We start from the raw sequence: 23,628 nt of genomic DNA, 5'->3' as shown, positions 1-23,628 counted from the left end.
GCATCCAGTAAAGCGTTGTGCCCGATAATAGTACCCGCTCCAACGCTTAACTTCCACGGACTCCTTACCTCAAAGTTTCTGTATAAACCAACCTTCCAGCTTATTTTTGCTTTTAATATGCGCAGCAAAAATATCCGCAGCGTATGGAATGGTAACCAGCTTATAATGCCGCATACCATGTAAAGTACCGAGCCTTTGAGTTTTGCCATATTATTTGCGGACATAATTTTGATTGGGATTTACTGATCTTTTATACAGGGACTTCCTGGCTAAGTAATTCACCACGTTTCTTTAAAACTTTAGCAGGCACACCTGCCACTACCGAGTGTGGCGCTACCGTTTTGGTAACAATACTGCCGGCAGCTATTACACAACCTTCGCCTATGGTTACACCGGCTAATATGGTTACACCGGCGCCTATCCAGCAATTATCATGTATAAAAACACCATTCCGGGTAACTCCCTGATCTTTAATATTGATGTTAAAATCGGCAAAGTTATGGTTCTCTGAAAATATTTTAACCCCTGGGCCAATGATTACATTATCGCCAATTTCTATACCTCCCTGGCCGCCCAAATAAGTGCCCGCGTTAATACCGCTGCAGTTGCCAATAATGATTCCTTTACCTTTTTGGGCAATTACACCTGTACAAATCAGGGTACAATTACGGGCAATGGAAACATTGTTTTTGATGGTTATACCTTCGGACGATAAGGCATTGATGTAAACATGATCTTCAATAATGAGGTTTTTACCAGCCGAAAACAGATAAGAGTGCTTGATATTTACGTGTGAACCAATGAATACCAGTCCATCTGATTTTTTTAAAAACATCCGCTTCCATAAACCACGCGATAATTGCCGCCCCCTGCCCCATAAAATAACAGACAGCTCCCGCACACTATAATCGTTTTCGAATTTATAATCGGGATTATTTTTAAGCTTGCGTATTATCTTTTCAATTAATGTATGCATCGCCTATTAATTTTAATATTCCGTTTGCCGACACTTCCCAGGAAAATTTTTTGGCATGATCAATCCCCTCTAACACCTTTTTTTGATATAACACCTTATCATTCAACAAACAATTGATCTTTTCGGCAATATCCCCGGGATAATCAGGATCAATGTATATAGCCGCATTCCCGCAAACCTCGGGCATAGCCGTGCGCTGAGATACCACCACTGGCACTCCGCATTGCATGGCTTCCAGTGGAGGCAGGCCAAACCCTTCGGCATATGACGGAAAGCAGAAAACAGTGGCATTGGCATAAATCAAATACAGATCTTCTTCTGGAATATGCCCGGTAAATATCACCCGGTGCGAAACGCCTTCGGCCTGGATATGGTCTTTCAGTAAATTAATATCACTTCCTAATTCACCGGCCACCACCAATTTAATAGCCTTGTCATCCAGCAGGTTCAGGGCACTGACCAGGTGAAATATATTTTTGCGGATATTAACGCGACCAACGTACAACAGATATTTGTGGGGCAGATTATATTTCTGCATAAAACCACTTATACTGTCATTGCTATAATTCGCCAGTGTTTTAAATGCATGGTTGATGCCGTGATAAACAACGGCTATCCTGTTTTCGCCAGCAACATTGTTTTTAACAAGGCGCTCTTTTTCTGAATGGGATATGGTAATGATCATATCGGCCCTGGCAGCTAAACGCTTCATTTTACTGAAATACGCAATCTCCGAACCAGAGTAATACTGTGGATAGTCTAAAAACAAAACATCATGTATGTAAACTATCTTGCGTAACTTATTGGGCCATAAACTACTAAAATTTTGAAAAAGCACTGCCTGTAAACCATATACCCTTGCTATTAGAGGCACCAACAACATATTGGATAACATATTGGGGATAACCGGTAAAAAAATGAGTTTTACGGATGAAGGAAAATGTTCCAAGGCCTGCTTTTTACAATCGCGGGTAATGAGCAAGTAAAGCTGAAACTGATCAGTAGGATTGTTCACCATCTCATTAACCAGGTTTTTTACCACCATGTTGCCGCTCGGCGGTCCTTTGAAGAACCATTTGGCATCAATACCCAATTTGATTGTTTTATGTTGACCGTTGGCAAGCATATCAGGCAGTTAGTGTGGTTAGTTTAAGTGATGAATTATAACGTTTTTCACGTATCTGGATAGCCTCTTCATACATATTGTTTAACCGGGCAAGGCGGTTATCCCAGCTATGTTCAGCCGCACATGTTAATGTAGTTTGTGCCAAATCAACCAATTTATGTGGGTTAGCCAACACACTTTCCAGTGCGGCACTCATATTGTTAACAATGCTATCGTAGGTATCCAGTTTTATTTTGATGCCGCATTTATCGCATATCACGTTGCCCATGCCGCAATGATCCATGGTTAAGGTAGGTACGCCGTAAGTTAATGCCTCAAATATTACAGCCGGATTATCTTCGGCTATACTGGTAATGATGTGCAGATGAGCCCCTGACATCACCCGGATGGCCTCTGGTCTGGGAATGTGCCCATACCATATCAGGCGATTGCTTAGTTTTAGTTCGACCGCCTTTCGCTGTAATTTTTCTTTTAATGAGCCATCACCTAGTATGTGTAATATCCAATTGTTTTGTTTAACCTTTGCCAGCACATCAAGGCACATACTTAGGTTTTTACGTTCGATGAGCGTGCCCGACCATACTAATTGAACCTGCTGATTAAGGTGGTCAAACTTTGATTCGTTTAAAAAAGCGGCACTCATGATACCTTGTTCAGACAGGTAATAACTATCCACGCCAAATTTTTCGCGAATGGTTTGCTGCCCGGCAGATGTGGCGGCCACCAGTACATCGGCTTGTAAAAATGCCTCCCTGATACGCTTTGAATAATTAAGCTGGATATAGTTGATGGCGTTTTTTACTTTAAATTTCAATCTGGTCGAAAAAGGTTTCCCTTTCAGCAGTTCTTTATTGATGATGTTCATACCGCCTATCGGTCCCCAAACGGTTGGCTTGTCGAGTTTCCATAAAAAGCCGGGTTCGCGATACCCGATGGGCCCTAACTGATGCACCACGTCAATATCAACAGTTTTTAAAACTTCACGGGCAGCCCTCAAAGCCTTTTTTTGCCATAAATAGTAAGCCAAATAAAAAAACCAGCCTAAGCCCGCTTTATCTAACAGAGTGATAGCTTTGGCCAAACGTCCTGGCTGTACCTCTATAAATTGAACTGAGGCTAAAGGAGTTTCTTCTACATATTTTCTCATGGTTTGTGTATCGCCCATGAAATTATCAGACATGCCATAAAGCACCCATACTTCATGCTGGCTGGCCAGATGGGTTACCGTATTCCAGGCCGCACCATATTCCGACCCTCTAAAAGGAGATATTGCGTAAGCCGAAATGAGTATCTTTTTTTTCATAGCAGGGGTATCAGGTTTGTCGCTTATCTCAATTTAATTGTGTTCTTAGCGGATCTTTATAAAAATATTTCCAGCGCAGGCGGTTCAGGTAATTAAACATCCAGGAGTTAAAATAACTCAGGCCTCTTAAGTGCCTGCGCATTACGGCAAGCTCTTCATGATGCATCTTCACGGTATCGTTACTTACACCATCCATACGCATATAAGCCACGGTTTCATCAATATGGGCAATTTCAAAACCTTTATATTTTATTCGCAGAAACATATCAAAGTCCATCGCTATTTTCAGGCTGATATCATACTTACCGGTTTGCCGGTACACTTCCTTCCGGATAAAGCAGGTGGGATGCATAATGTACATACCAAAATTCAACCAGCCCACCTTACTCTTTTTTTCACGCTCAAACCCATTTTTACCTATCAGCATAATATTGCCGCAGCGCACATCGTCTTTCGCTGATCCATTATTCATCATCACCTCTACAGCGTGTAGGGCATACCAATCATCAGCATTAATCATTCCTATCCAATCACCGGTAGCCAGGGCAATACCCTTATTAAAACCATCGGCTATACCTTTGTCGGGCTCGCTTATAAAACGGGTTATATGCACCAGGTACTTATTAATTACATTTAAAGTACCATCGGTTGAGCCACCATCAACAATAATATATTCGATATTGCTGTAGGTTTGATTGATCACACTCAGGATAGTATCCTCAATAGTAGCCACAGCGTTATATACAACCGTAATAATGCTAACCTTAGGGGTAGGTAACTGTGTTTCCATTTTCATATCCATTAAGCCGCTTCAAACTGATAGGCTTGTATTTTTTCTCTCTCGCGCTGTTCCTGTTTAAAGACCAAGGCATTAAAATTGAGATAACTATAGCCCAGTGTTATCATCACAATACACATCTCGGCGTTAAACAAAGCAGTAACAATATAATTGGTAAGCAGCAGACTAAATATGCAACCAATACTCAAAGCAGCGAATAACCTGATAGCCGGTTTAGCATTTGCATCGGCATATTTCCGCCAGTTTTTGATGATCAATCCAAAAAATATCAGCATATAGGTAAGCACACCCGCTATGCCCATTTTTACCAGCAGATACAGCCAGCCATTATGTAAAACCGGGATAAACTGAAAATCGGTATCCTCACCCAGGCGTACAAAGGTTTTCAAATCGACAGTTTTTCCTAAACCACCAAATATCCAGTCCTTGGTATCGCCTTCCATATAACCCTTGAGCGCCATGAACGATTCATAGCCCCGATATTTCATATTGATATCCTGCTCCGTATTATAATCGCCCATTTTTAACTCATTAAATGAACCCAGCAACTTACTCATAAAGGTTTCGGATGAGGTAGCCTGAAAAATATCAGTTGGTATCAGTGCAATCAGCATAACCAGGAAAAAAATGGTTGGGATTATCCAGATCCTTTTAACCTTATCTGCCACCATGAGCAGGGCAAAACATACCATAATGATAAAATAGGTACGGGAGGCACACATATAAATTCCAAAGGCATTTATCGCCATAAATAATTTAAACCAGTGCGGTTTAAACAGCCGGATATTAAACTTCCAGGTAAAAAGCAAACAAGCCAGCCCCATTGGCGGCCCTGGTGCACCTACAATACCCATAGCGTAGTGGGCTGAGTAAGGATCAAACAAAGCGCTGATTCCCATATAGGATACCGATATGGCCGTTACCAATATAGATGTGATGAGGCCTGCATAAACCAGCGTTTTCAAAAACTTTTCGATATCCAGCCTGCAGGCCAATACAATACCCGACAGTACAAACAACACAGGTATACTGAAATAGTAGAAATCTTTTAAAATAAGATAATTGTCATTCCTGTAACCCACTACCAGGGCAAATAGCACAGGCAGCATTAAAATGCCGAAAATACGGGCAGCCTTTACCGCAGCTAAGCGATTTTTCAGAGGCATAAAAATGATCAGCAACGCAATACCAGTCACAATGGCCTGCATGTGAAAAAATGAGGCCACAATGAGTATCAGGAATAAAAGCGGATATATACGATTGATCATTTTTTTTAATTATTTAGGCCGTTGTTGCATAAACAAAATTATCGCGTACGTACCGGGCCGGGTTACCTGCCCAAACCTGTTCGTCGGGTACATCTTCAAACACCACCGAACCCGCCCCTACTATTGAATTTTTGCCGATAGTTACTCCCTTTAAAATAGTGCTGTGTCCGCCTATAAAAGCGCCATCGCATATAATAACCGGTTTTGTTTTTACGCCATCCAATCGTTCCGGGTAACTATTCCTCATTTTGGCGTCGAGCGAGTGGAAATCAGTATCATAGATAACCGTGTTGATGCCTATTTTTACATTATTGCCGATGCTTATTTTATTATGGCAAATAAAGGCTACCGAGGTAACCCCTACATTATCGCCTATGGTTAATTCGCCCCCTTTAGCTACCACAAAATAGCACTGCTGCTGCCGGCCGCCCATGGCATGATATTTACCACTGTTGAACCAAAACCTTTTGCCAATGGAAAAAGTGCCCTGCATGCTAATGTCCAATATGGGAATGCCGAAGCCAACAAAATCGCGGTGATATTTTACATCGTTTAAATAAAATTTAAAACTGCTCAGCAGCCACGAGTATTTACATGCTATTTGATAGTAAAGCACCCGTAACAACCTGTAAAACTTCCTGATATAATACATGATCAACCTGATAATTATATTTCACCCCCTGGCCTGTATCAGGCATTAAAAATGCCGTTAGCCGTTTTATTGATTATTTTTTTTGTTTGTATTGAAAAAACCACCCCCATGATGATAAATAAAATAACATTGGAGAGTGTTACCCCCGCCACTCCTATTTTTTTACCTAAAAAAACTGATAATGGCACATTGACCAGCGAGCCTACAATCCCCACATATAACTGCAGTTTTATTTTGCCTATTCCGTTTAAAAGCTGTACATGTATGGCCTGCCATATAATGGTTATGGTATACAGGCACATGGCTATAGATAGTAAAACAGGCACCGTTATTGTTTTACCCAGCCACAGGCGATATAACCAGGGCGATACCAGGAGCAGGCATATAGCACAAAAGCTAAGTGCTACCCATAGTTTATTTATTTTGGCCACCGCATTTTTGATCCACTCCAGATCATTTTTGGTATAGGCTTCGGTAAAAGCGCTCCAAAATGGCGTTATCACAATAACAAAGAACATCAGGATAACCGAAAACAGCTTATAAGCCACGTTAAAAGTAGTTACCTCCTTTGGGCCGAATAACTGGGTGATCACAATATTGTCTGTTTCATAAAGCACCAGGGCGTTTATTTGAATAATAAAAAATCCACCGCCCACACCCAGCAATTCTTTGGCGTGTTTTAAATTGATATACCTAAAACTGGGAGCCAATTCTTTATAACTGCCGTTATAATACCAGATACTCCCTGCAATCAAGACCACCAGCGGCAAACCGGCTATGATAATAACCACATCGAGTAATTCGCCTTGTTTTATCCGCATTAAGAACAATACCGCCAAAAGCGATAGTATTTGGCCCATCAGGTTTAAAAAAGCTGTTTTAGCCGGAGCCTGATTGGCTGTTAAAACGTTATTGATCAGCTGTATCACAAACTGGAAACAGAAAAACGCGAATACGATCAGTACAATCATGCTCAAATAGCCTGCCGGTGTATTGTGCGCGTTTAATATCTGTTGCCATTTGATGTAGGGATTAACAAAATAAAACACCACAAACATGATAGTTGAGATGATCAGCAATAACGCGTAGGTTGAGCTTACATAACTTTTTGCCGACGATACATCGCCCAGCGATATCATAGCGGCCAACTTATTCCGTAACCCGTTTCCAAGCCCCATATCAAACAGGCCCGCCCAGGTGATAATCGAGCTCAGCGTTAGCCAGATGCCATACTGCGTTGAGTTGATATACTTGATGGTAAGCGGAATGAGTAACAACGAAATAGCCACACTCCCGCCCTTTAGCAAAACCGACTGAATGATATTCTTTTTGGTTTTCAAAGAACGCTCGTGTCCCTTTGTAAAAAAGCGCTGAACATGAGTTTGTATAGCCTGCAGCATAAATTATATTCTGATATTTATGTGGTAGGTTCTTTTGTTTTATGGAAGATGGAGGTTAATGCGTTGCTTTTTTCCTCGATACCTTCATAGCCATAACCATAGTTACCGTAACCATGCCCGTAACCGGTAATGCTGTTCTTTTTAAGCTCAATATCATTTACAATAAGGTAAAGATGTTTAGCCTTTTTTGATTTGTGCAGATCGTTCACGATACCCAATTGTGATTTGTAGGTATAGTTTTGTCGTACCACGTAACAGGTAATATCCACAAACTCTTCAATGATCAACGCGTCAGAAACCAAGCCTACCGGAGCGCTATCAATAATCACATAATCAAATTTGGTGCGCAGTTCTTCTATCAATGTTTTTAACCTATCGTGCATTAATAGCTCGGTGGGATTCGGGGGGATCGGCCCTGAGGATATGAAAAAGAAATTTTCATTAAAAGTGGAAGGCTTGATCAAATTATCGATGCTTTCCTCTTCGTTTGAAATTACATAATTGGTAAAACCATGATCGTTTTCAACACCCATATTTTTCAGTAACCGGGGCTTGCGCAAATCAAGTTCAAGCAACACCACTTTTTTACCAGACATGGCTATGGAATTACCCAGGTTGAGGGAAATAAACGATTTGCCCTCGCCACTCATGCTCGATGTAAACAGGATTACGTTCGACTTACCTTTTTCCGTAACATATTTCAGATTGGTACGTACCGCCCTGATCTCTTCAGAAACTATGGAACGGAAATCATTGTATATTAAAAGCTTGTTACGGTTAGTGTTCCGGCTTATTTCGCCCAGCAAAGGCACACTGGTATGTTTCTCAATATCAGCCTTACTGTTGATACGAATATTAAGCATTTCCTTGATACTTAAACCGGTGGCCGGTAAAAAGATACCGGCAAACAATGCGATAAGATATATAAGCGATTGTTTTGGGGCAAAAGGTTTTTCGCTACTCTCGGCATTGTCCAATATCCGCACACTTGACATAGTTGCATTTTGAGAGATGGCTGTTTCTTCTTTTTTCTGCAGCAGAAATAAGTAAAGATCCTGTTTTAAACTTTGCTGTCTGGAATAATCCAGGTATATCCGCTCTTTTACCGGGGCATCAGATATTTTATTTTCGATAAATGAATTTTGTTTTCTGAATGCCTGTTGCGAAACCTCCAGACTATTACGATAGTTTTTAATACTGGCCATTAACGATCTGCGAGCCAGTTCAATCTGCTGGTTAAGGTTTTGTATAATGGTACTGTTATCGGTAAGGTTTAGTTTAAGCTGCTCCTTCCGTAAAAGCATTTCATTATAGGCGTTTATAGCTGTACCAAAGGCAACATCTTTAGTTATCAATGAACTTGGTACAACCTGGGGATTATTGGCATCATTTACATATTTGTACAGATCATTTACTACGGCCAATTGCACGGAGTTGTCATTCAGTTTGCTTTGATATTGATTAGCGCCTTCAACCAATGCCTTTGACTGTGCATTGATATCCGATATCTTATTTTGAACCTTATATTGTTCCAGGTTCTTTTCAACTTTGCCCAATTCGTCACCTACAACCAGCAATCGGGCATTAATAAATTTCATGGTACTATCAGCCTTACGTATCTTGTTGGATAGGTTACTTTGCAGATACATCTCCATCAGCGTTTGCAAAATCAGTTCGCCATGATCAGGGTTCTCATAACTCAACTGCAGGTTTATTACTGTGGCCTGTTTATCATCAAGCCCGGCAGCTAAATTATCAGTCAGATCTTTGGCGGCTTGCTTTTTCGACTGGATATTTAACTTGTAATATCCGGAAGGCTTGAATTTGTCTGTCTTGTTTAAGGTAAGGTTGTACTGACTAAGCTGAATTGGTTTCCCAAACTCACCTGTCATATCCAGATCCTCTTTACTATTTTTAATGCGGAACGTATTGCTGCTAAGAATAGCTATTTTGAATTGGCTTAAACGGATATCCTTCTTTTTGTAATCAACAAATACCGAAAAAGGCGCATTTTCATATATTTCAACGCTTTTCCAGCCACTATTATTTAATACATGAATATTCAGGTTTAACTTGCTAACAATACGGTTTATTAAACTTGTTGATTTTAATATTTTAACCTCATTATCAGCGTTGCTTTTTACATCGAACAAAGAAGCCAGATCGGAGTTCAGTCCGTTGGTCAGCGCTTTCTCCGGGGTACCCTGTTCATCTTCCACAATTACCTTACCCAATATGCTCCACTGATTCGGACTGTACTGTATATAAATGAATCCGGCTATCAGGCAAGCAATAATACTTAATGCAAAAACATACCAATAGTTAAGGCACAAAGCAATCAACCCTCTTACATCGCTGGGCCCTTCTTCTTTTTTGTAGGTAAAGTCAAGTTTTTCGGCCAAAATGTCTGTGTTATCCATCTGTTTTTTTAATATAAGTACAAGGTGTTAAGGTGTTCTTTTTAATTAGCAATTCTTCATAATTACTGGTACATACACATGTACCAAATTGTAAAGTAATACGGGTTTAGCTATAGGAAAGTTAAGCCCAAAAAGCCAGCTTAAAGGGAGAGTTAACAGAATGAACAATGTGAACATATATATAATAATGAACAAAATAAACATAGCAAGCGTATGAGCTTTATACATAACTATGTATAACCATTATAAGCTCCAAGCGGATTTAAACCAAAAAACCGACTTATGATAGATAATATTACAAACGACAGGATTGCGGTATTTGCCGTGATACTGGCTGCCATTACGGGCATTTACGGCCTTGTGAAATTAAAAAAACTAAGCATTAAAGCCCCGGTAAACATACTAACCGACGAACAATCAGATCTATTAGTAATGGGTATTTTTCACTTATTAATTTGCGCAGTATCTATTTTTTCACTCTTATAATAAACAAATACAAAAAACAGTCCCGGCAGCAACAAATTAACCAATAGATAACCATGCTACTAATTCATATATAATCACACTGCTCTCCAACATTAATACCTGGTAAGTACATCAAGAACAATTGTTCATTTAATAGCAAAAATGAACAAAACCATAGGAAACATTCATTTCGTTCATTAAGGGTAAAAATAAAATGTTAGCCTATAAAATTACATACATTCATAAACTTATAATTAACCTACTGATCAACTAAAACCTATAATGTAAGGTTATGATGCTTTAATTAACAATAAAACGGTTATTAAAAGCCTTATACCTGATATTTTTAATAATATGACAGCCTTTTCATCACAGCTATTTGAATTATTAAAATCATATGTTTTAGAAAACTCACATCTTACCCGTATCCAGGCAAGTGATTGTAAAATACTTTCTGCCCGGATAAGCGATAAAACCAGCCATACGGTAAGCGAAACTACCTTAAAGCGGATTTACGGTTTTGCGTTAAGCAAATTTAAACCATCATTATTTACCATTGATGTATTATCAAACTATTGCGGATACAATGGATGGGATGATTTTTGTAAAAAACAAGACAAGCAGCACACCAACAGTAACCACAAAAATGCTGACTGGGATTCTCTGAGTCAAAAAGCGGCCAAGATCACTAATTTTACATTGCAGGCCTTAAAAAACAAATCGGGCATTCCGTTTAATCAAAGTATCAAAAGAAGCTTTCTTGATAAACATTTTGATGAATTTTTAAAAGGTGATTATGCCGCTACGGTTTTACTTGCTCCTCCATCATACGGAAAAACCATAGCCCTGTGCCATTGGGTGGATCAAAAGCTGGCGCTAAATATTACATCTGGCAACAATGATATCATGCTGTTTTTTAGCAGCAACGCCTTAATGAATGTTTTAATAAGCGGTAAGGATTTTAATGACTGGTTACTGGCCTTATTGGGCTATACGCTTGAAGAAGATATTATATCGCTGCTTGATAGTAATAAACGCAAGGAGGGTAATTTTTATCTCATTATTGATGGCCTGGACGAACATATGTTTAAAAATAACTGGTTTCAGCTATTGCTCGACCAGTTAATGGACATTTTTTCATTTTATCAGTCGCACAAATGGTTTAAAATGGTTTTAACCATGCGGTCAGCAAACTGGATCAATAACCGGCATATATTGGATTATGATCATCCAAAATGGTTTATTGGCAACATTACCGATCAGCAATTAAACAGCAATGTTCCTTTATTCAACTTACAGGAAATAAAAGAGCTATGCCTTAACATTAATCCGGAAATGCAAACGCAGATACCGGCCGATGTAGCACACAGTTTTAATCATCCACTTTACTTTCAGTTTTACTATAAACAACATAAGGACAATTTCTCCCTTAATAATATAGATCACACTTCCATTTATGATCTGATTTCCAATTTTATATTTAATAAAATTTACCAGGGACATCACGCTGCAGATAAAACCCTCCTGTTAAAGGGGCTTATCGAGAACATGGATTTTAAAAAGCACGAATATGATGTGGATAAATTAAAAGTAAATGATTTGTTCAGTCAATATAACCAGGCCTATAAAGAGTTGTTAAGTATTGGCTTTTTAAAAGAAATTAATACAAGCAATGATGCCCAGTTTAATACCTATGTTCAGTTCGGGAATAATAATTTTTCGGAACTGGCCATTGCTCATAAATTACTGTACGACAATAACAACACCTTTGACGGCAACCTGATAAAAGCTATCAATCTGTCGTTTTCCAACAATGAGCTTAAAGTACCCATTCTTAAGTGGTGCATTATGCACGCTATGAAAAACGGGCAACAGGAAAACTTTGCGGCGCTTTCCAGAGCCGAGCTAAATCCCAGGGAAAGATTGGATGTGATTGCTTTTTTGGGCGATCTGCTTTATAAAGTTCATTTGGTTCAAAGCAATACAGGCGCGGCGACTAATTATTTTAAACAAGATTGCACTGATGGGCTATTTTATTACTTTTTCGGATTAGAACTGATAACTCCCGATTACAAAAAAGCGTTGCAATCATTACTAAAATTCGAATTATCTAATTACAAAAAAATCCTGACCTATAGCGCATTGGCTATTACATCTGTACTGCAGTTAGATCTGCCTGCATTGGAGGCCTATTTATTAAAACTCAACGTTTTTTCGCATGAAGATTTCCAGGAGTTTACGATAAGCCCTTTAGAATGCCTTAATACCATATACTACTTTTTTAAATATGGCATCATCAAAAAGGACTTCTTTATTACCATTACCCGGTTTTATTTTAACCCGCCAAAACAAACCGGAAATCTGCGTTACAGCCAGGGAAATGATCTCATTTATCTGTTAGCAGGCTACACTCTTTTAATATGCCAAAAACCCCGAAAAATGCTCCGGTATATCCAGGCACTTCAAAAAGTACATTTTAAAGATTCAACAGAATCAACCGGCTATAATTTCTTTTTAAAAATACTAATGGCCGATTCTTATTTTTTATTAGGTAAAGTAAAGGAGCTTAAGACTATTCATGATCATATTTCTGAGCTATTTAAAACAAAAGAAAGTTCATTTACACCCTATATGAAACAGGCGTTCTACAGCCTCAAAATTAAAAAAGCCATTCTTAACACTGAATACAATGCTATCCCAGGGTATTTTAAATACTTAAACCAGGCTACAGAAAAATCAGGTAACAAGTTTTCAAAGATATTTACGATAAATCTACTGATCAGTAACCCCGCGATAGTAAATCAGGACGAAACTTTTTATAAACAACTGGCTTACAACAACTCCAGAGCATTGCGCGAATGCGGGTTAAGTCCGGAAATATTTTCTCATCACGATTTTTCCAATTAATTAAGATAAGCAGGGCAAAACACGCTCATCCTCAAATTACTTTTAAACAAAAAACGTTTAAGTACTTTTCTAGCCTGCCAAATCAATTAATTAAAACCTACTTTTAAACCATGTAACAGTTATTTCTTTAACTATTAACGTTACAAACCAATATATAAACTTATTGAATTAATAAGGCTCGGCCACAGGTAATAAACCCATTTATTACGCTTTTAAGGTTGTTTAATACATATTAAACTAATTATTAAAATTAGTTTACCCCATATAACTAATTTATGATTAAACTAATATATTTTACATATTAAAATACTGTAAATCAATAAATTACCATAAAAAATCATCGAAAATTAATCAAATCATTCACTTCACCTTAACGGAAAAGCTAATGTTCACTTGATAATTTCCTAACATACGCATCATTCCTTTGCACCGGAAAAATGCGATTCCTGAGTTTAGTTAAGTTAATTGTTCAAAACACACATTATGAAAAAAATTTACCACTGTTTTTTCCAGAAAACACATCATTTATCCAGGCATGTCCTGCTCATTGCCTGTGCCATATTATTTACCGCGTTGCAGGCTTTTTCGCAAACCGGCAGGCTTGTAAAAGGAACCGTAACAGACGAAACCAATGCACCATTACCCGGGGTTGTTGTAACTGTTAAAAGCACAGGCAAAGCCACTACCACCAACACTAATGGTGGCTATTCTGTTACCGTTAGCGGACCAAACGATGTTTTAAAATTCACCTTCTTAGGTTCAGTACCAAAAGAGGTTACTGTAGGTGATAAAGGAGCAATCAATGTTTCCCTTGTAACCGATACCAAACAATTAAAAGATGTGGTAGTAATTGGTTACGGTACAGCGAGCCGTAAGGATGTTACCGGCGCTATTACCTCGGTAAAGGCCGAAGATTTTAACGCTGGTGTATTAACCACCCCTGCGGAGCTATTACAGGGTAAAGTAGCTGGTTTAAACATTACCAAAAGTGGTGACCCTAACAAACAACCCTCAACCATACTAAGAGGGCCATCAACTTTACGCGATGGCGCTACGCAGCCATTTTATGTAATTGATGGTGTACCAGGCGCTTCTATAGATTTATTGGCACCAGCCGATATTGAAAGCATTGATGTATTAAAGGATGCATCGTCAACGGCTATATACGGTTCACGTGCTGCAAATGGTGTAATCATGGTTACAACCCGTAAAGCCAAAGCAGGTCAGACCAGGTTAACTTATAGTGCTTACGGCGCTGTTGAAAATGTATCAAAAAATATTGATATGCTTACCGGTGATGAACTGCGTAAATATTTAACAGATAATGGCGTACCTAAGCTAAGCGCGGCAGACGATGATGGCTCAAATACCAACTGGCAAAAACTGGCTGAAAGAACCGGCTATTCGCAAAACCATAACCTTTCTTATGGGGGTGCCGGTACCAATTCAGAGTATGGTGCAAGTGTAAATTATTTAAAAAACAATGGTATATTAAAAAATACCAGTCTGGAACGCACTATTTATAAAGGCTATATCAATCAGCGTTTTTTTAATGACCGTTTAAAATTAGGTATCACGCTTACCAACAGTGCTACCAAAAATAACGATATATTCCAGAGCCAGGTATTGAATGGTATTTTATTCTATCTGCCAACTGTTAGTCCTTATAATCCTGACGGTACTTATAAAGAAAATTATACCCGTACAGGTAGCGGCCCGTTAAACCCGTTGTCGTTAATTAACAATAACTTTACTAAAACTGAGAATAACAAAACCCTGATCAATGGTTTTGCATCGGTCGACATCTTAAATGGTTTAAAATTCACCGTATCGGGATCAACTCAAAAGGAACAAAACAACGTTAATACATACTCAACAAGTCAGTCGGGCATATATGTTAACGCTGGAGGGGTAGCCGCTCGCAGTGCCTATACCAATACCAGTAACGTAGTGGAAGCTTATTTTAACTACGACCGCATTTTTGGTAAACACTCCATAAAATTATTAGGTGGTTATTCCTATCAACAGGATCGTACCGGCGATGGATTCGGCGTGCAAACCCAGGGCTTTTCAAATGATGCCTTAACTTATAATTATTTGGCATTCTCCAATCCAACCCAGCTTTCGCAGATCATTTTCAACCCCTCTTATAACATCAACGGAACTACACCGCCTACCTATATTTCTACATTAAGATTAATATCTTTTTATGCCCGTGCTAATTATCAATTTGCTGATAAATATTTACTGCAGGCTTCGTTAAGGGAAGATGGTTCTTCGGGTTTTGGTTTAAACGTTCGTCATGGTTATTTCCCTGCAGCTTCTGTTGGATGGAAGATCATCAGCGAAGATTTCATGAAATCCGTTCCGGTCATCAGCGATCTGAAATTAAGGGCTGGTTACGGCGTATCCGGTAATAGTGCCGGTTTCGACGCCTTTACCGCTCAGTTAATTTACGGCGTGCCTCCGGGTGGTGGTAAATTTTTAAGTAATGGTAATATAGTTAACCCTATAGGTCCGGTACGTAATGACAACCCCGATTTGAAATGGGAAAGTACCGCTACTACCAACATTGGTTTGGACTTTGGTATATTCAACAACCGCATCACCGGTTCAGTTGATTATTATATCAAGAAAACTTCCGATCTGATCACTACCCTACAGGTATCAACTACCCAATATTTTTATCCGCTGTTAACCGCCAATGTGGGTTCAATGAAAAATACAGGTATTGAAGTTGTGTTAAATGCAGTACCAGTAAAATCAGGTGCTTTTACATGGCGTACCTCATTAAACTTCTCACATAATAAAAACGTGGTGCAAAGTTTATCACAAGGTGGTCTGGCCCTTCCATACATTCAGACTGCTCAGTTAGGAGGTAAAGGTCAATCGGGTAACTACAGCCAGATCATTCAGCCAGGCTATGCTCTTGGCACTTTTGATCTGTGGCATTATCTGGGCAAAAATGCCAATGGTGTCAGTACTTATGAAAAAGCCGACGGATCAACAACAGCAGCGCAACCGCTTACTACAGATCAGTTCATCAAGTACGATGCGCAACCTAAATTGATATATGGTTGGAGCAACAGTTTCTTCTACAAAAATTTCGACTTTAACTTCCTGGTTCGTGGAGTTTATGGCAACAAAATTCTGAATGCTACATTGGCCTCCTTAAACAATCCAGCCGACTCTAAACTTCAGAACATTCCAAGATTTACTTTAGGCGAATCCTTTAAAGACATCAATGCTTACCTGATATCGGATCGTTTCCTGGAAAGCGGCTCATACCTGCGTTTGGATAATGCAACCATCGGTTATACCATTAAACCTCACATACAGGCATTCAAAAGCCTGCGCTTTTATGCCTCCGGTAATAACATTTTCATCATTACAAAATATCGTGGTGTTGACCCGGAAGTTGATATGGGCGGTTTAACCCCAGGTATTGATAACAGGAATTTTTATCCTAAAACACGCACTTTCAGCTTAGGTCTGACCGCATCATTTTAAGAACATTAAACAAACAAAAATGAAAAAGATATTCATCATATGTGCCGCGATAGTTGTGACGATAGGCACCTTCTCTTGTACAAAATTAGATGTACCTGTTGAGTCGCAATATGTAAAATCAAATTTCCCGGTAACCGATGCCGATTATACTGCATTGCTGGGTACTATTTACTCCAACCTGTCTTCAAGCTATGCGGTGCCTTACTGGCGCATGCAGGATATGTCAACAGACGAGGCTATTTTACCTGCCCGCGACGGTAACTTTGACGATGGTGGTCAGTACCGCCAATTACACTACCACACCTGGACCTTTGACCATCCAAACGTAATTGGTGTATGGCAATGGGGCTTTGGCGGTATTAATACCTGTAACCGTATCATTAGCGTTATCAATGGCTCATCATCATCAGCTGCAAAAAAGGCATCCTCTATTGCCGAAGTTAAAGCCATGCGCGCCTTATACCTTTATTTCATGATGGATTTGTATGGTAACGTACCCATCATTACCGATTTCCCGGTAACCGTACAACCGGCTACTCAACCACGTGCTAAAGTATATGCCTTTATTGAAAGCGAGCTAAAAGCTGTTTTACCTTTACTGCCTGCCAAAAGCAGCAACGCGGCAACAAACGTATTACAATATGGCCGCCCAACTAAAGGAATGGTATTTGCTTTATTGGCAAAAATGTACCTGAACTCCGGTATATACGTTGGAACTAACCGTTACCAGGAAACCGTAACCATGTGCGATAGCGTACAGGCTAATACCAATTATTCTCTGGATGCCAGATACAGGGATATATTTTTACCAACTAACGGTCCGCAGATTAATGAAACTATTTTTGCCGTGCCATATGACCAGCAAATACCAGGCAACCAGTTTACCCGTTTTGGTTTCTTCTATTACTTGGCACAGGCTTATGGATTTAACGTAGGTTTGAGTATCGCAATGAGCACCACTCCTGAGTTTTATAACCGCTTTAACATCCCGGGTGACGACCGTACCAAAACCTGGCTGGCAGGCCCTCAATTTTATCCTGATGGTAATGGCGGTTTTACCAATCAGCCAGTTTACTATCCAGCGGCAAATGGGGTTCCGGCTAATACGCAGATTAATATCATCCCTACCCTAACCCTAACCGGTTTAAAACCAATGGACTTAGGTAACGATGTACTTACCTCACAATCAGAAGGTGTAAGATCCATCAAATACTATCCTGACGTTAACATCATTCAGGCAACCCGCTTAAACAGTAACGACGTACCCGTATTCCGTTTAGCCGATGTATTACTGATGAAAGCTGAAGCTATATTACGCGGAGCTACACCAACTACCATAAATGGCGAAACACAACTTCCACTTACCCTGGTAAACAAATTACGTAACCGTGCTCATGCACAAGCTGCCTCGTCAATTGACCTAACCAGCTTGCTGGATGAGCGTGCGCGTGAGCTTTCATGGGAAGCATGGCGCCGTAATGACCTGATCCGTTTTGGCTTGTTTGAAAAAGAATACCCTTTACCGGTAATGGGTGGCAAAACGGATGATTTAAAAATGAACACCGACCCAACCAGAAGGTTATACCCGGTTCCATCAACCGAACTAAAAACCAACCCTAACCTGGTTCAGAATCCCGGTTATTAATCTTTAGAATAAGGATTTTTGGAGCAAAGAGTAAGGATAAAAAGAGCGATAAGCAATTTTCATCCTTACGCTTTGCTCCTTTTTTATTCTCGCATTTTTTATCTTTTTTCCACTATCCATATTCCAAAAATCATTACTCCTTGTTCCAAAAATCCCCTTTACATAAAGTTAACATCAATGAAAAATTTGTTAACCATGTGCTAATATTTAAAACACATTTAACAGGTAGCTTTGTGCAACAAAAACAATTAATGATGCAAGCAGCAAGCTTTTGCCTAAAGCACCTGAAATTATTGTTCTTAGTTCTACTCGCATTTACTGCCTTTAACTCCTACTCCCAAAATGTCCCGCTCGCCAACGCTTTTGCCCATAATGATTATTGGCACAAACGCCCCTTGTACGATGCTTTGGATAACGGGTATACCCATATAGAAGCTGATATCTATTTACGGCACGGAAAGCTTATTGTAGCTCATATGTTACCGGTTTTAAAAAGGCACCGGACCCTGGAAAGCCTTTACCTTGATCCGCTGGCTAGTTGTATCAATGGCTCAAACGAGCAGGAATCCCGCATTGTTTACCCTATTACGCTGATGATCGATATCAAATCAAACGCGGCTAAAACATACGAAGCGCTGTCTGAAGTACTTGAAAAATATAAAAACATACTTTCGGGTTACGAAAATGGTATATTTGTTCAGCGCCAGATCACCATTGTGATAACCGGTAATAAGCCCTTTGATATCCTGAAAAACCAGCAAAACCGTTTGGCATTTATTGATGAGGACCTAATGAAGGTTCAGCAGGACACTTCATCAACAAATATTTACCGTACAGCAAGCTGCAAATACTCGCGGTTGGTGAATTGGAATGGCAACGGAACCTTCCCCGTTTTACAAAAGCAACGTTTATGTAAATATGTAAGTATGGCACACCGGTATGGCAAAAAGGTACGCCTATGGGCATCGCCCGAAAAACCGGTGGTTTGGAATGAATTACTCGACTGTGGTGTCGATCTGATCAATACGGATAAACTTCCTGAACTTAAAAACTTTTTGACCAAGCGCGTCGCGTTTTCAGCCAATGCAAAGTAAGGTTAAATTGTAATCTTAAAGTTAAAATTAAAATTATCTCCATATATAATTAACTATTTTATAACTTTAAATTAGCAATATATAAAAGTAGCAGCCATACTTTTAATCCATTGCTATGGTTTTACTGATACATGAGATATAATTTATTATAAATATTTTATAATCATTAAGTTAAGCACACCATAACAGATAACATTTGCCTTAACAATTAGTGATCTTACTATAAATGCAGAAAATACTGTTTATAACCGGTTCTATAAACCAAACATCACAAATGCACCAGATAGCAAACGAACTTCCCGAGTTTGATTGCTGGTTCAGTCAGCTATTTACAGACAACTATATACTAAACTTATTAATTAATCATACCTCATTTCTTAACGGTACAATATTATCCAACTACTATCGTACCAACTCCGAAAAATACCTGCACCAACACGGGCTGCAAATTGATTACGGAGCAAGATTAAACCAGTATGACCTGGTAGTTTTTTGCTCAGATATATTAGTACCGCGGCGCATGCGTAAAACCAAAACGGTTTGGGTACAGGAGGGTATGGTTGATAAATATACGCTGCTGAGTAAAATAGTAAAGACGCTGAAGCTGCCTACTTTTTTATGCGGCAACACTTCATTAAACGGTTCATCAAACGTGTGCGATATCTATTGCTCAGCATCACCTGGCTATCGTCAGTACTTTATAAAAAACGGCACCGAGGAGCGCAAGATAGCGGTAACCGGTATGCCTAATTATGATAACCTGGAGCAATTTAGGGATAATGACTTCCCGCACCGCGATTATGTGATGGTTGCTACCACCGATATGCGCGAAACCTATCGTTTTGAGAACCGTCCGGCCTTTATTAAAAAAGCAGTAGTAATAGCCAATGGCAGACCATTGCTTTTCAAATTGCACCCAAATGAAGACGCAGAACGTGCCGAAAAAGAGATCAGGAAATATGCTCCGGCAAATACTATGATCTTTAAATCGGGTAACACCAATCAAATGATAGCCAATTGCTGCGAGCTCATTACTCAATACTCAACCGTAGTATATACAGGTATAGCTTTAGGTAAACCGGTACATTCCTGGTTTGATGTTGACGAGCTAAAAAGACTGGCCCCGCTTCAAAACGGGGGCATTTCAGCAAATAAAATAGCTCAGGTATGCCGGGCCTATATTAATCACATGGGTATACCCGAAAATTTTGATGTGCAAAAAGCTTTAAACACACAGGGCATTCCTTTTTATGCCAAAAAACTAGTGGCTAATTATTAATTTTTGGAACAAGGATTGGGAGAGCAAAGAACAAGGATTTTTGGAATAAGGAACTAGGTAGTAAAGACAGAATCCAAATTTTAAACTCAAGTAAAAAATCAATAATTCACTAAATCACTAATTCAATAATTAAAAAATGGTAGTTATCATTGTACAGGCCCGTATGGCATCAACCCGTTTACCCGGCAAGGTGTTGTTACCTGTTTTAGGTAAAAGCATATTGGCTATGATGGTAGAACGCCTGCAGATGATACAGCATAAGGCCGTTTTTGTTATTGCTACATCTGTTAATTCTGAGGATGATATTATTGAACAGGAAGCACGCTTGCTAAATATACCTTGTTACCGGGGCGATCAGAATAACCTGCTCGACAGGCACTATCAGGCTGCACTGCTGCACCATGCAGATGTAGTACTCAAAATCCCTTCTGATTGTCCGCTGATAGATCCGCAAGCTATAGACCGTGTGCTTACTTATTTTTTTGAGCAGGCTAACATCCCCGATTATGTAAGTAACCTGCATCCGGCTACCTGGCCCGATGGTAATGATGTAGAGATCATGACTATGTCATGCCTGAAACAAGCCTGGGAAAATGCGGAGAAACAGCTGGAGCTGGAACATACTACTCCTTATATCTGGGAAAACCCGCAATTGTTCAATATTGACAATGTGACCTGGGAAACCGGTTTGGATTATTCCATGTCGCACCGTTTCACCATTGATTACCAGGAAGACTACCTATTCATCAAAAGGGTGTTTGAAGAACTTTATCCTGCAAACAAAAACTTTTCATGTGCTGATATTCTGGATCTGCTGGATCGCAAACCGGAGATCTACCAGATCAATGCCAGCTATGCCGGTGTAAACTGGTACCGTAATCACTTAAACGAGTTAAAAACCATACAACCGGAGCAAACCAAACAGGCCCCGGTTAGCCAATAAATATTTAAATTTACCCATATAACCATTACCCCGTGGAAAACACAAAACATAGCGAACAGGATTTACAAGCCGTAGCATTAAAAGTACGCGAACATATTGTACGCATGTCAACCGCCGGCGGCTGCTTTACAGGCGCCTCATTATCGGCAGTTGATATGATCGTTTATTTGTACAGCGAATTTTTGAACCTTACCCCCGCAAACTTAAAAGATGCCGACAGGGATTACCTCTTCCTGTCAAAAGGCCATGATGTACCTGCCCTATACGGCACACTGGTAGAATTGGGCTTCATGGAAAAAGAAAGACTAAACAATCATCTTTCTTTGAACGACCATATTTACTGGCACCCCAATACCCATATTCCCGGAGTGGAGTTTCATTCAGGGTCCCTGGGACATTTACCTTCGGTAGCTATAGGTGTTGCTCTGGACCTGAAAATCAGCGGTAGCAGCAACAAAGTGATCTGCATTATGGGCGATGGCGAGCTAAACGAAGGCACTTGCTGGGAAGCGGTTCTGGTAGCTAATGCCTATGCTTTGGATAACCTGATCTTCGTGATCGACCGTAACCATTTCCAAGCTAATATGCGTACCGAAGACCTGATACCATTGGAACCTTTAGCACAAAAATTTGAATCATTTGGCGCAGCAGTGAAACGCATCAACGGACATAGCTATACCGAGTTACACGAGGCTTTCAGCGCCTACCCTTTTCAGCAAGGTAAGCTCAACGTGGTTATTGCTGATACCATAAGAGGCAAAGGTTTACCCAGCATACAGGAACGCGCCGACCGTTGGTTCTGCAATTTCTCGGCCGACGAAGTTGAGCAGCTTTTACTGGAATTGCATGGTGAACACACCACATCATTAACATCAGAAACTTTAATTGTCAGATAACCCCATGACCTACGAAGAATTACTAACCGAAACGGCCCTGAACGATGAACAGGTAATAGTGATGACAGCCGAAAACCGTGCGCTGGTACGTAACCTGCCTGCCGTTTTGGGTAAACGTTTTATTGATACCGGCATTACCGAGCAAACTATGATAGGTGCAGCAGCGGGTTTGGCCCTGCGCGGCCGCAGGCCTGTGATACATGCTTTAGCGGCGTTTTTAACCATGCGCGCTTTTGAATTTGTACGTACCGACCTGGGTATTGCCAATTTACCGGGTAAACTAAGCGGTTTTATCCCCGGCTTTTTATCAGACGCCAACGGCCCTACCCACCAGGCTATTGAAGACATTTCCATTATGCGGGGCATTCCCAACGTAACCGTATTTGCCCCCGCTGATGAGGACGACCTGGTAAAAATGTTACCAGAGATCTGGAAATCGCCTAACCCAGCGTACACCCGCATCAACACCCGTAAAACCAGTCACGTGCATGCGCCTTTTGAATTAGGCAAAGCCGAGGTAATCTCTTCAGGCACTGATGTAACCATTTTAACCTACGGATTGATGTTTGAGCAGGCGCTTATTGCTGTTGAAGTATTGAAAAACGAAGGTTTATCAGTTGGCCTGGTGAACATGCGCAGCCTTAAACCGGTTGACGAGGCTATCATTCTGCAAGTAGCAGCCAGCAGCAATCTCGTAGTTACCCTCGAAGATCATTTCCTGACCGGCGGCTTATACACCATTGTAGCCGAAGTATTATTGCAATACCAAACCACCGCCAAAGTGATGCCTATCGCCTTAAAAGAAAGATGGTTCAGACCGGCATTATTACCCGATGTATTACAAAATGAAGGTTTCTCGGGCAAACAAATAGCCGAGCGGATATTAGGCTATCAAACCGGGTACTCACAACCATCTATATTAACCCCTGAATTTTCAGAATAAAA

General features: G+C 40.0%; 17 protein-coding genes. 9 read left to right on the top strand and 8 right to left on the bottom strand.

Annotation, left to right across the window (positions count from 1 at the left end; genetic code table 11):
- Positions 1 to 250: 250 nt before the first annotated feature.
- From G7092_RS25815 to G7092_RS25780, 8 genes are read right to left on the bottom strand one after another with little or no spacing between them, the layout of a single operon-like run.
- A complete protein-coding gene (locus G7092_RS25815; protein WP_202985422.1) occupies positions 251 to 976 on the bottom strand; it encodes an acyltransferase in 726 nt (241 codons plus the stop codon).
- Complete coding sequence (locus G7092_RS25810; RefSeq protein ID WP_166094170.1) at positions 960 to 2,102, bottom strand: glycosyltransferase family 4 protein; 1,143 nt, start codon at positions 2,100 to 2,102, stop codon at positions 960 to 962. The genes G7092_RS25815 and G7092_RS25810 overlap by 17 nt, the downstream gene beginning before the upstream one ends.
- Before the next feature lies 1 nt (position 2,103).
- Complete coding sequence (locus G7092_RS25805) at positions 2,104 to 3,405, bottom strand: glycosyltransferase (RefSeq protein WP_166094168.1); 1,302 nt, start codon at positions 3,403 to 3,405, stop codon at positions 2,104 to 2,106.
- Positions 3,406 to 3,433: 28 nt separating this feature from the next.
- A complete protein-coding gene (locus G7092_RS25800; protein WP_166094165.1) occupies positions 3,434 to 4,195 on the bottom strand; it encodes a glycosyltransferase in 762 nt (253 codons plus the stop codon).
- Positions 4,196 to 4,206: 11 nt separating this feature from the next.
- Entirely contained in the window at positions 4,207 to 5,472 is a 1,266-nt protein-coding gene (locus G7092_RS25795) for a hypothetical protein (protein WP_166094162.1), read from the bottom strand.
- 13 nt (positions 5,473 to 5,485) lie between these two features.
- Complete coding sequence (locus G7092_RS25790) at positions 5,486 to 6,124, bottom strand: acyltransferase (RefSeq protein WP_166094160.1); 639 nt, start codon at positions 6,122 to 6,124, stop codon at positions 5,486 to 5,488.
- Between the two features lie 38 nt (positions 6,125 to 6,162).
- Entirely contained in the window at positions 6,163 to 7,524 is a 1,362-nt protein-coding gene (locus G7092_RS25785; RefSeq protein WP_166094157.1) for a lipopolysaccharide biosynthesis protein, read from the bottom strand.
- Positions 7,525 to 7,541: 17 nt separating this feature from the next.
- On the bottom strand, positions 7,542 to 9,944 hold the full coding sequence (locus G7092_RS25780) for a GumC family protein (protein WP_166094154.1): 2,403 nt from the start codon (positions 9,942 to 9,944) through the stop codon (positions 7,542 to 7,544).
- 282 nt (positions 9,945 to 10,226) lie between these two features.
- Between G7092_RS25780 and G7092_RS25775 the strand changes: the two genes are divergently transcribed.
- The 9 genes from G7092_RS25775 (at position 10,227) to G7092_RS25735 (ending at position 23,626) form a co-directional block, all read left to right on the top strand.
- Entirely contained in the window at positions 10,227 to 10,430 is a 204-nt protein-coding gene (locus G7092_RS25775) for a hypothetical protein (RefSeq protein ID WP_166094152.1), read from the top strand.
- 333 nt (positions 10,431 to 10,763) lie between these two features.
- A complete protein-coding gene (locus G7092_RS25770) occupies positions 10,764 to 13,316 on the top strand; it encodes a hypothetical protein (RefSeq protein ID WP_166094150.1) in 2,553 nt (850 codons plus the stop codon).
- Positions 13,317 to 13,799: 483 nt separating this feature from the next.
- Positions 13,800 to 16,826, top strand: coding sequence for a SusC/RagA family TonB-linked outer membrane protein (locus tag G7092_RS25765; RefSeq protein ID WP_166094147.1), 3,027 nt, complete (start codon positions 13,800 to 13,802; stop codon positions 16,824 to 16,826).
- A 19-nt stretch (positions 16,827 to 16,845) separates the two neighbouring features.
- Positions 16,846 to 18,471, top strand: coding sequence for a RagB/SusD family nutrient uptake outer membrane protein (locus tag G7092_RS25760; RefSeq protein ID WP_166094144.1), 1,626 nt, complete (start codon positions 16,846 to 16,848; stop codon positions 18,469 to 18,471).
- Positions 18,472 to 18,722: 251 nt separating this feature from the next.
- Positions 18,723 to 19,565: a phosphatidylinositol-specific phospholipase C/glycerophosphodiester phosphodiesterase family protein gene (locus tag G7092_RS25755; protein WP_235953938.1), complete on the top strand. Its 843-nt coding sequence runs from the start codon at positions 18,723 to 18,725 to the stop codon at positions 19,563 to 19,565.
- Positions 19,566 to 19,791: 226 nt separating this feature from the next.
- Positions 19,792 to 20,844, top strand: coding sequence for a UDP-N-acetyl glucosamine 2-epimerase (locus tag G7092_RS25750; protein ID WP_166094142.1), 1,053 nt, complete (start codon positions 19,792 to 19,794; stop codon positions 20,842 to 20,844).
- A gap of 136 nt (positions 20,845 to 20,980) precedes the next feature.
- A complete protein-coding gene (locus G7092_RS25745) occupies positions 20,981 to 21,787 on the top strand; it encodes a cytidylyltransferase domain-containing protein (protein WP_166094139.1) in 807 nt (268 codons plus the stop codon).
- A 32-nt stretch (positions 21,788 to 21,819) separates the two neighbouring features.
- The gene (locus G7092_RS25740) at positions 21,820 to 22,683 is read left to right on the top strand and encodes a transketolase (protein WP_317170014.1); all 864 of its coding nucleotides are present in this window, start codon (positions 21,820 to 21,822) and stop codon (positions 22,681 to 22,683) included.
- Positions 22,684 to 22,687: 4 nt separating this feature from the next.
- Positions 22,688 to 23,626: a transketolase family protein gene (locus tag G7092_RS25735; RefSeq protein WP_166094137.1), complete on the top strand. Its 939-nt coding sequence runs from the start codon at positions 22,688 to 22,690 to the stop codon at positions 23,624 to 23,626.
- Positions 23,627 to 23,628 lie beyond the last annotated feature (2 nt).

The organism is Mucilaginibacter inviolabilis, assembly GCF_011089895.1.
In the GTDB taxonomy this organism is placed as follows: domain Bacteria; phylum Bacteroidota; class Bacteroidia; order Sphingobacteriales; family Sphingobacteriaceae; genus Mucilaginibacter; species Mucilaginibacter inviolabilis.
The sequence above is the reverse complement of the archived record's forward strand: the minus strand, read 5'-3'. Positions and strand labels throughout refer to the sequence as shown.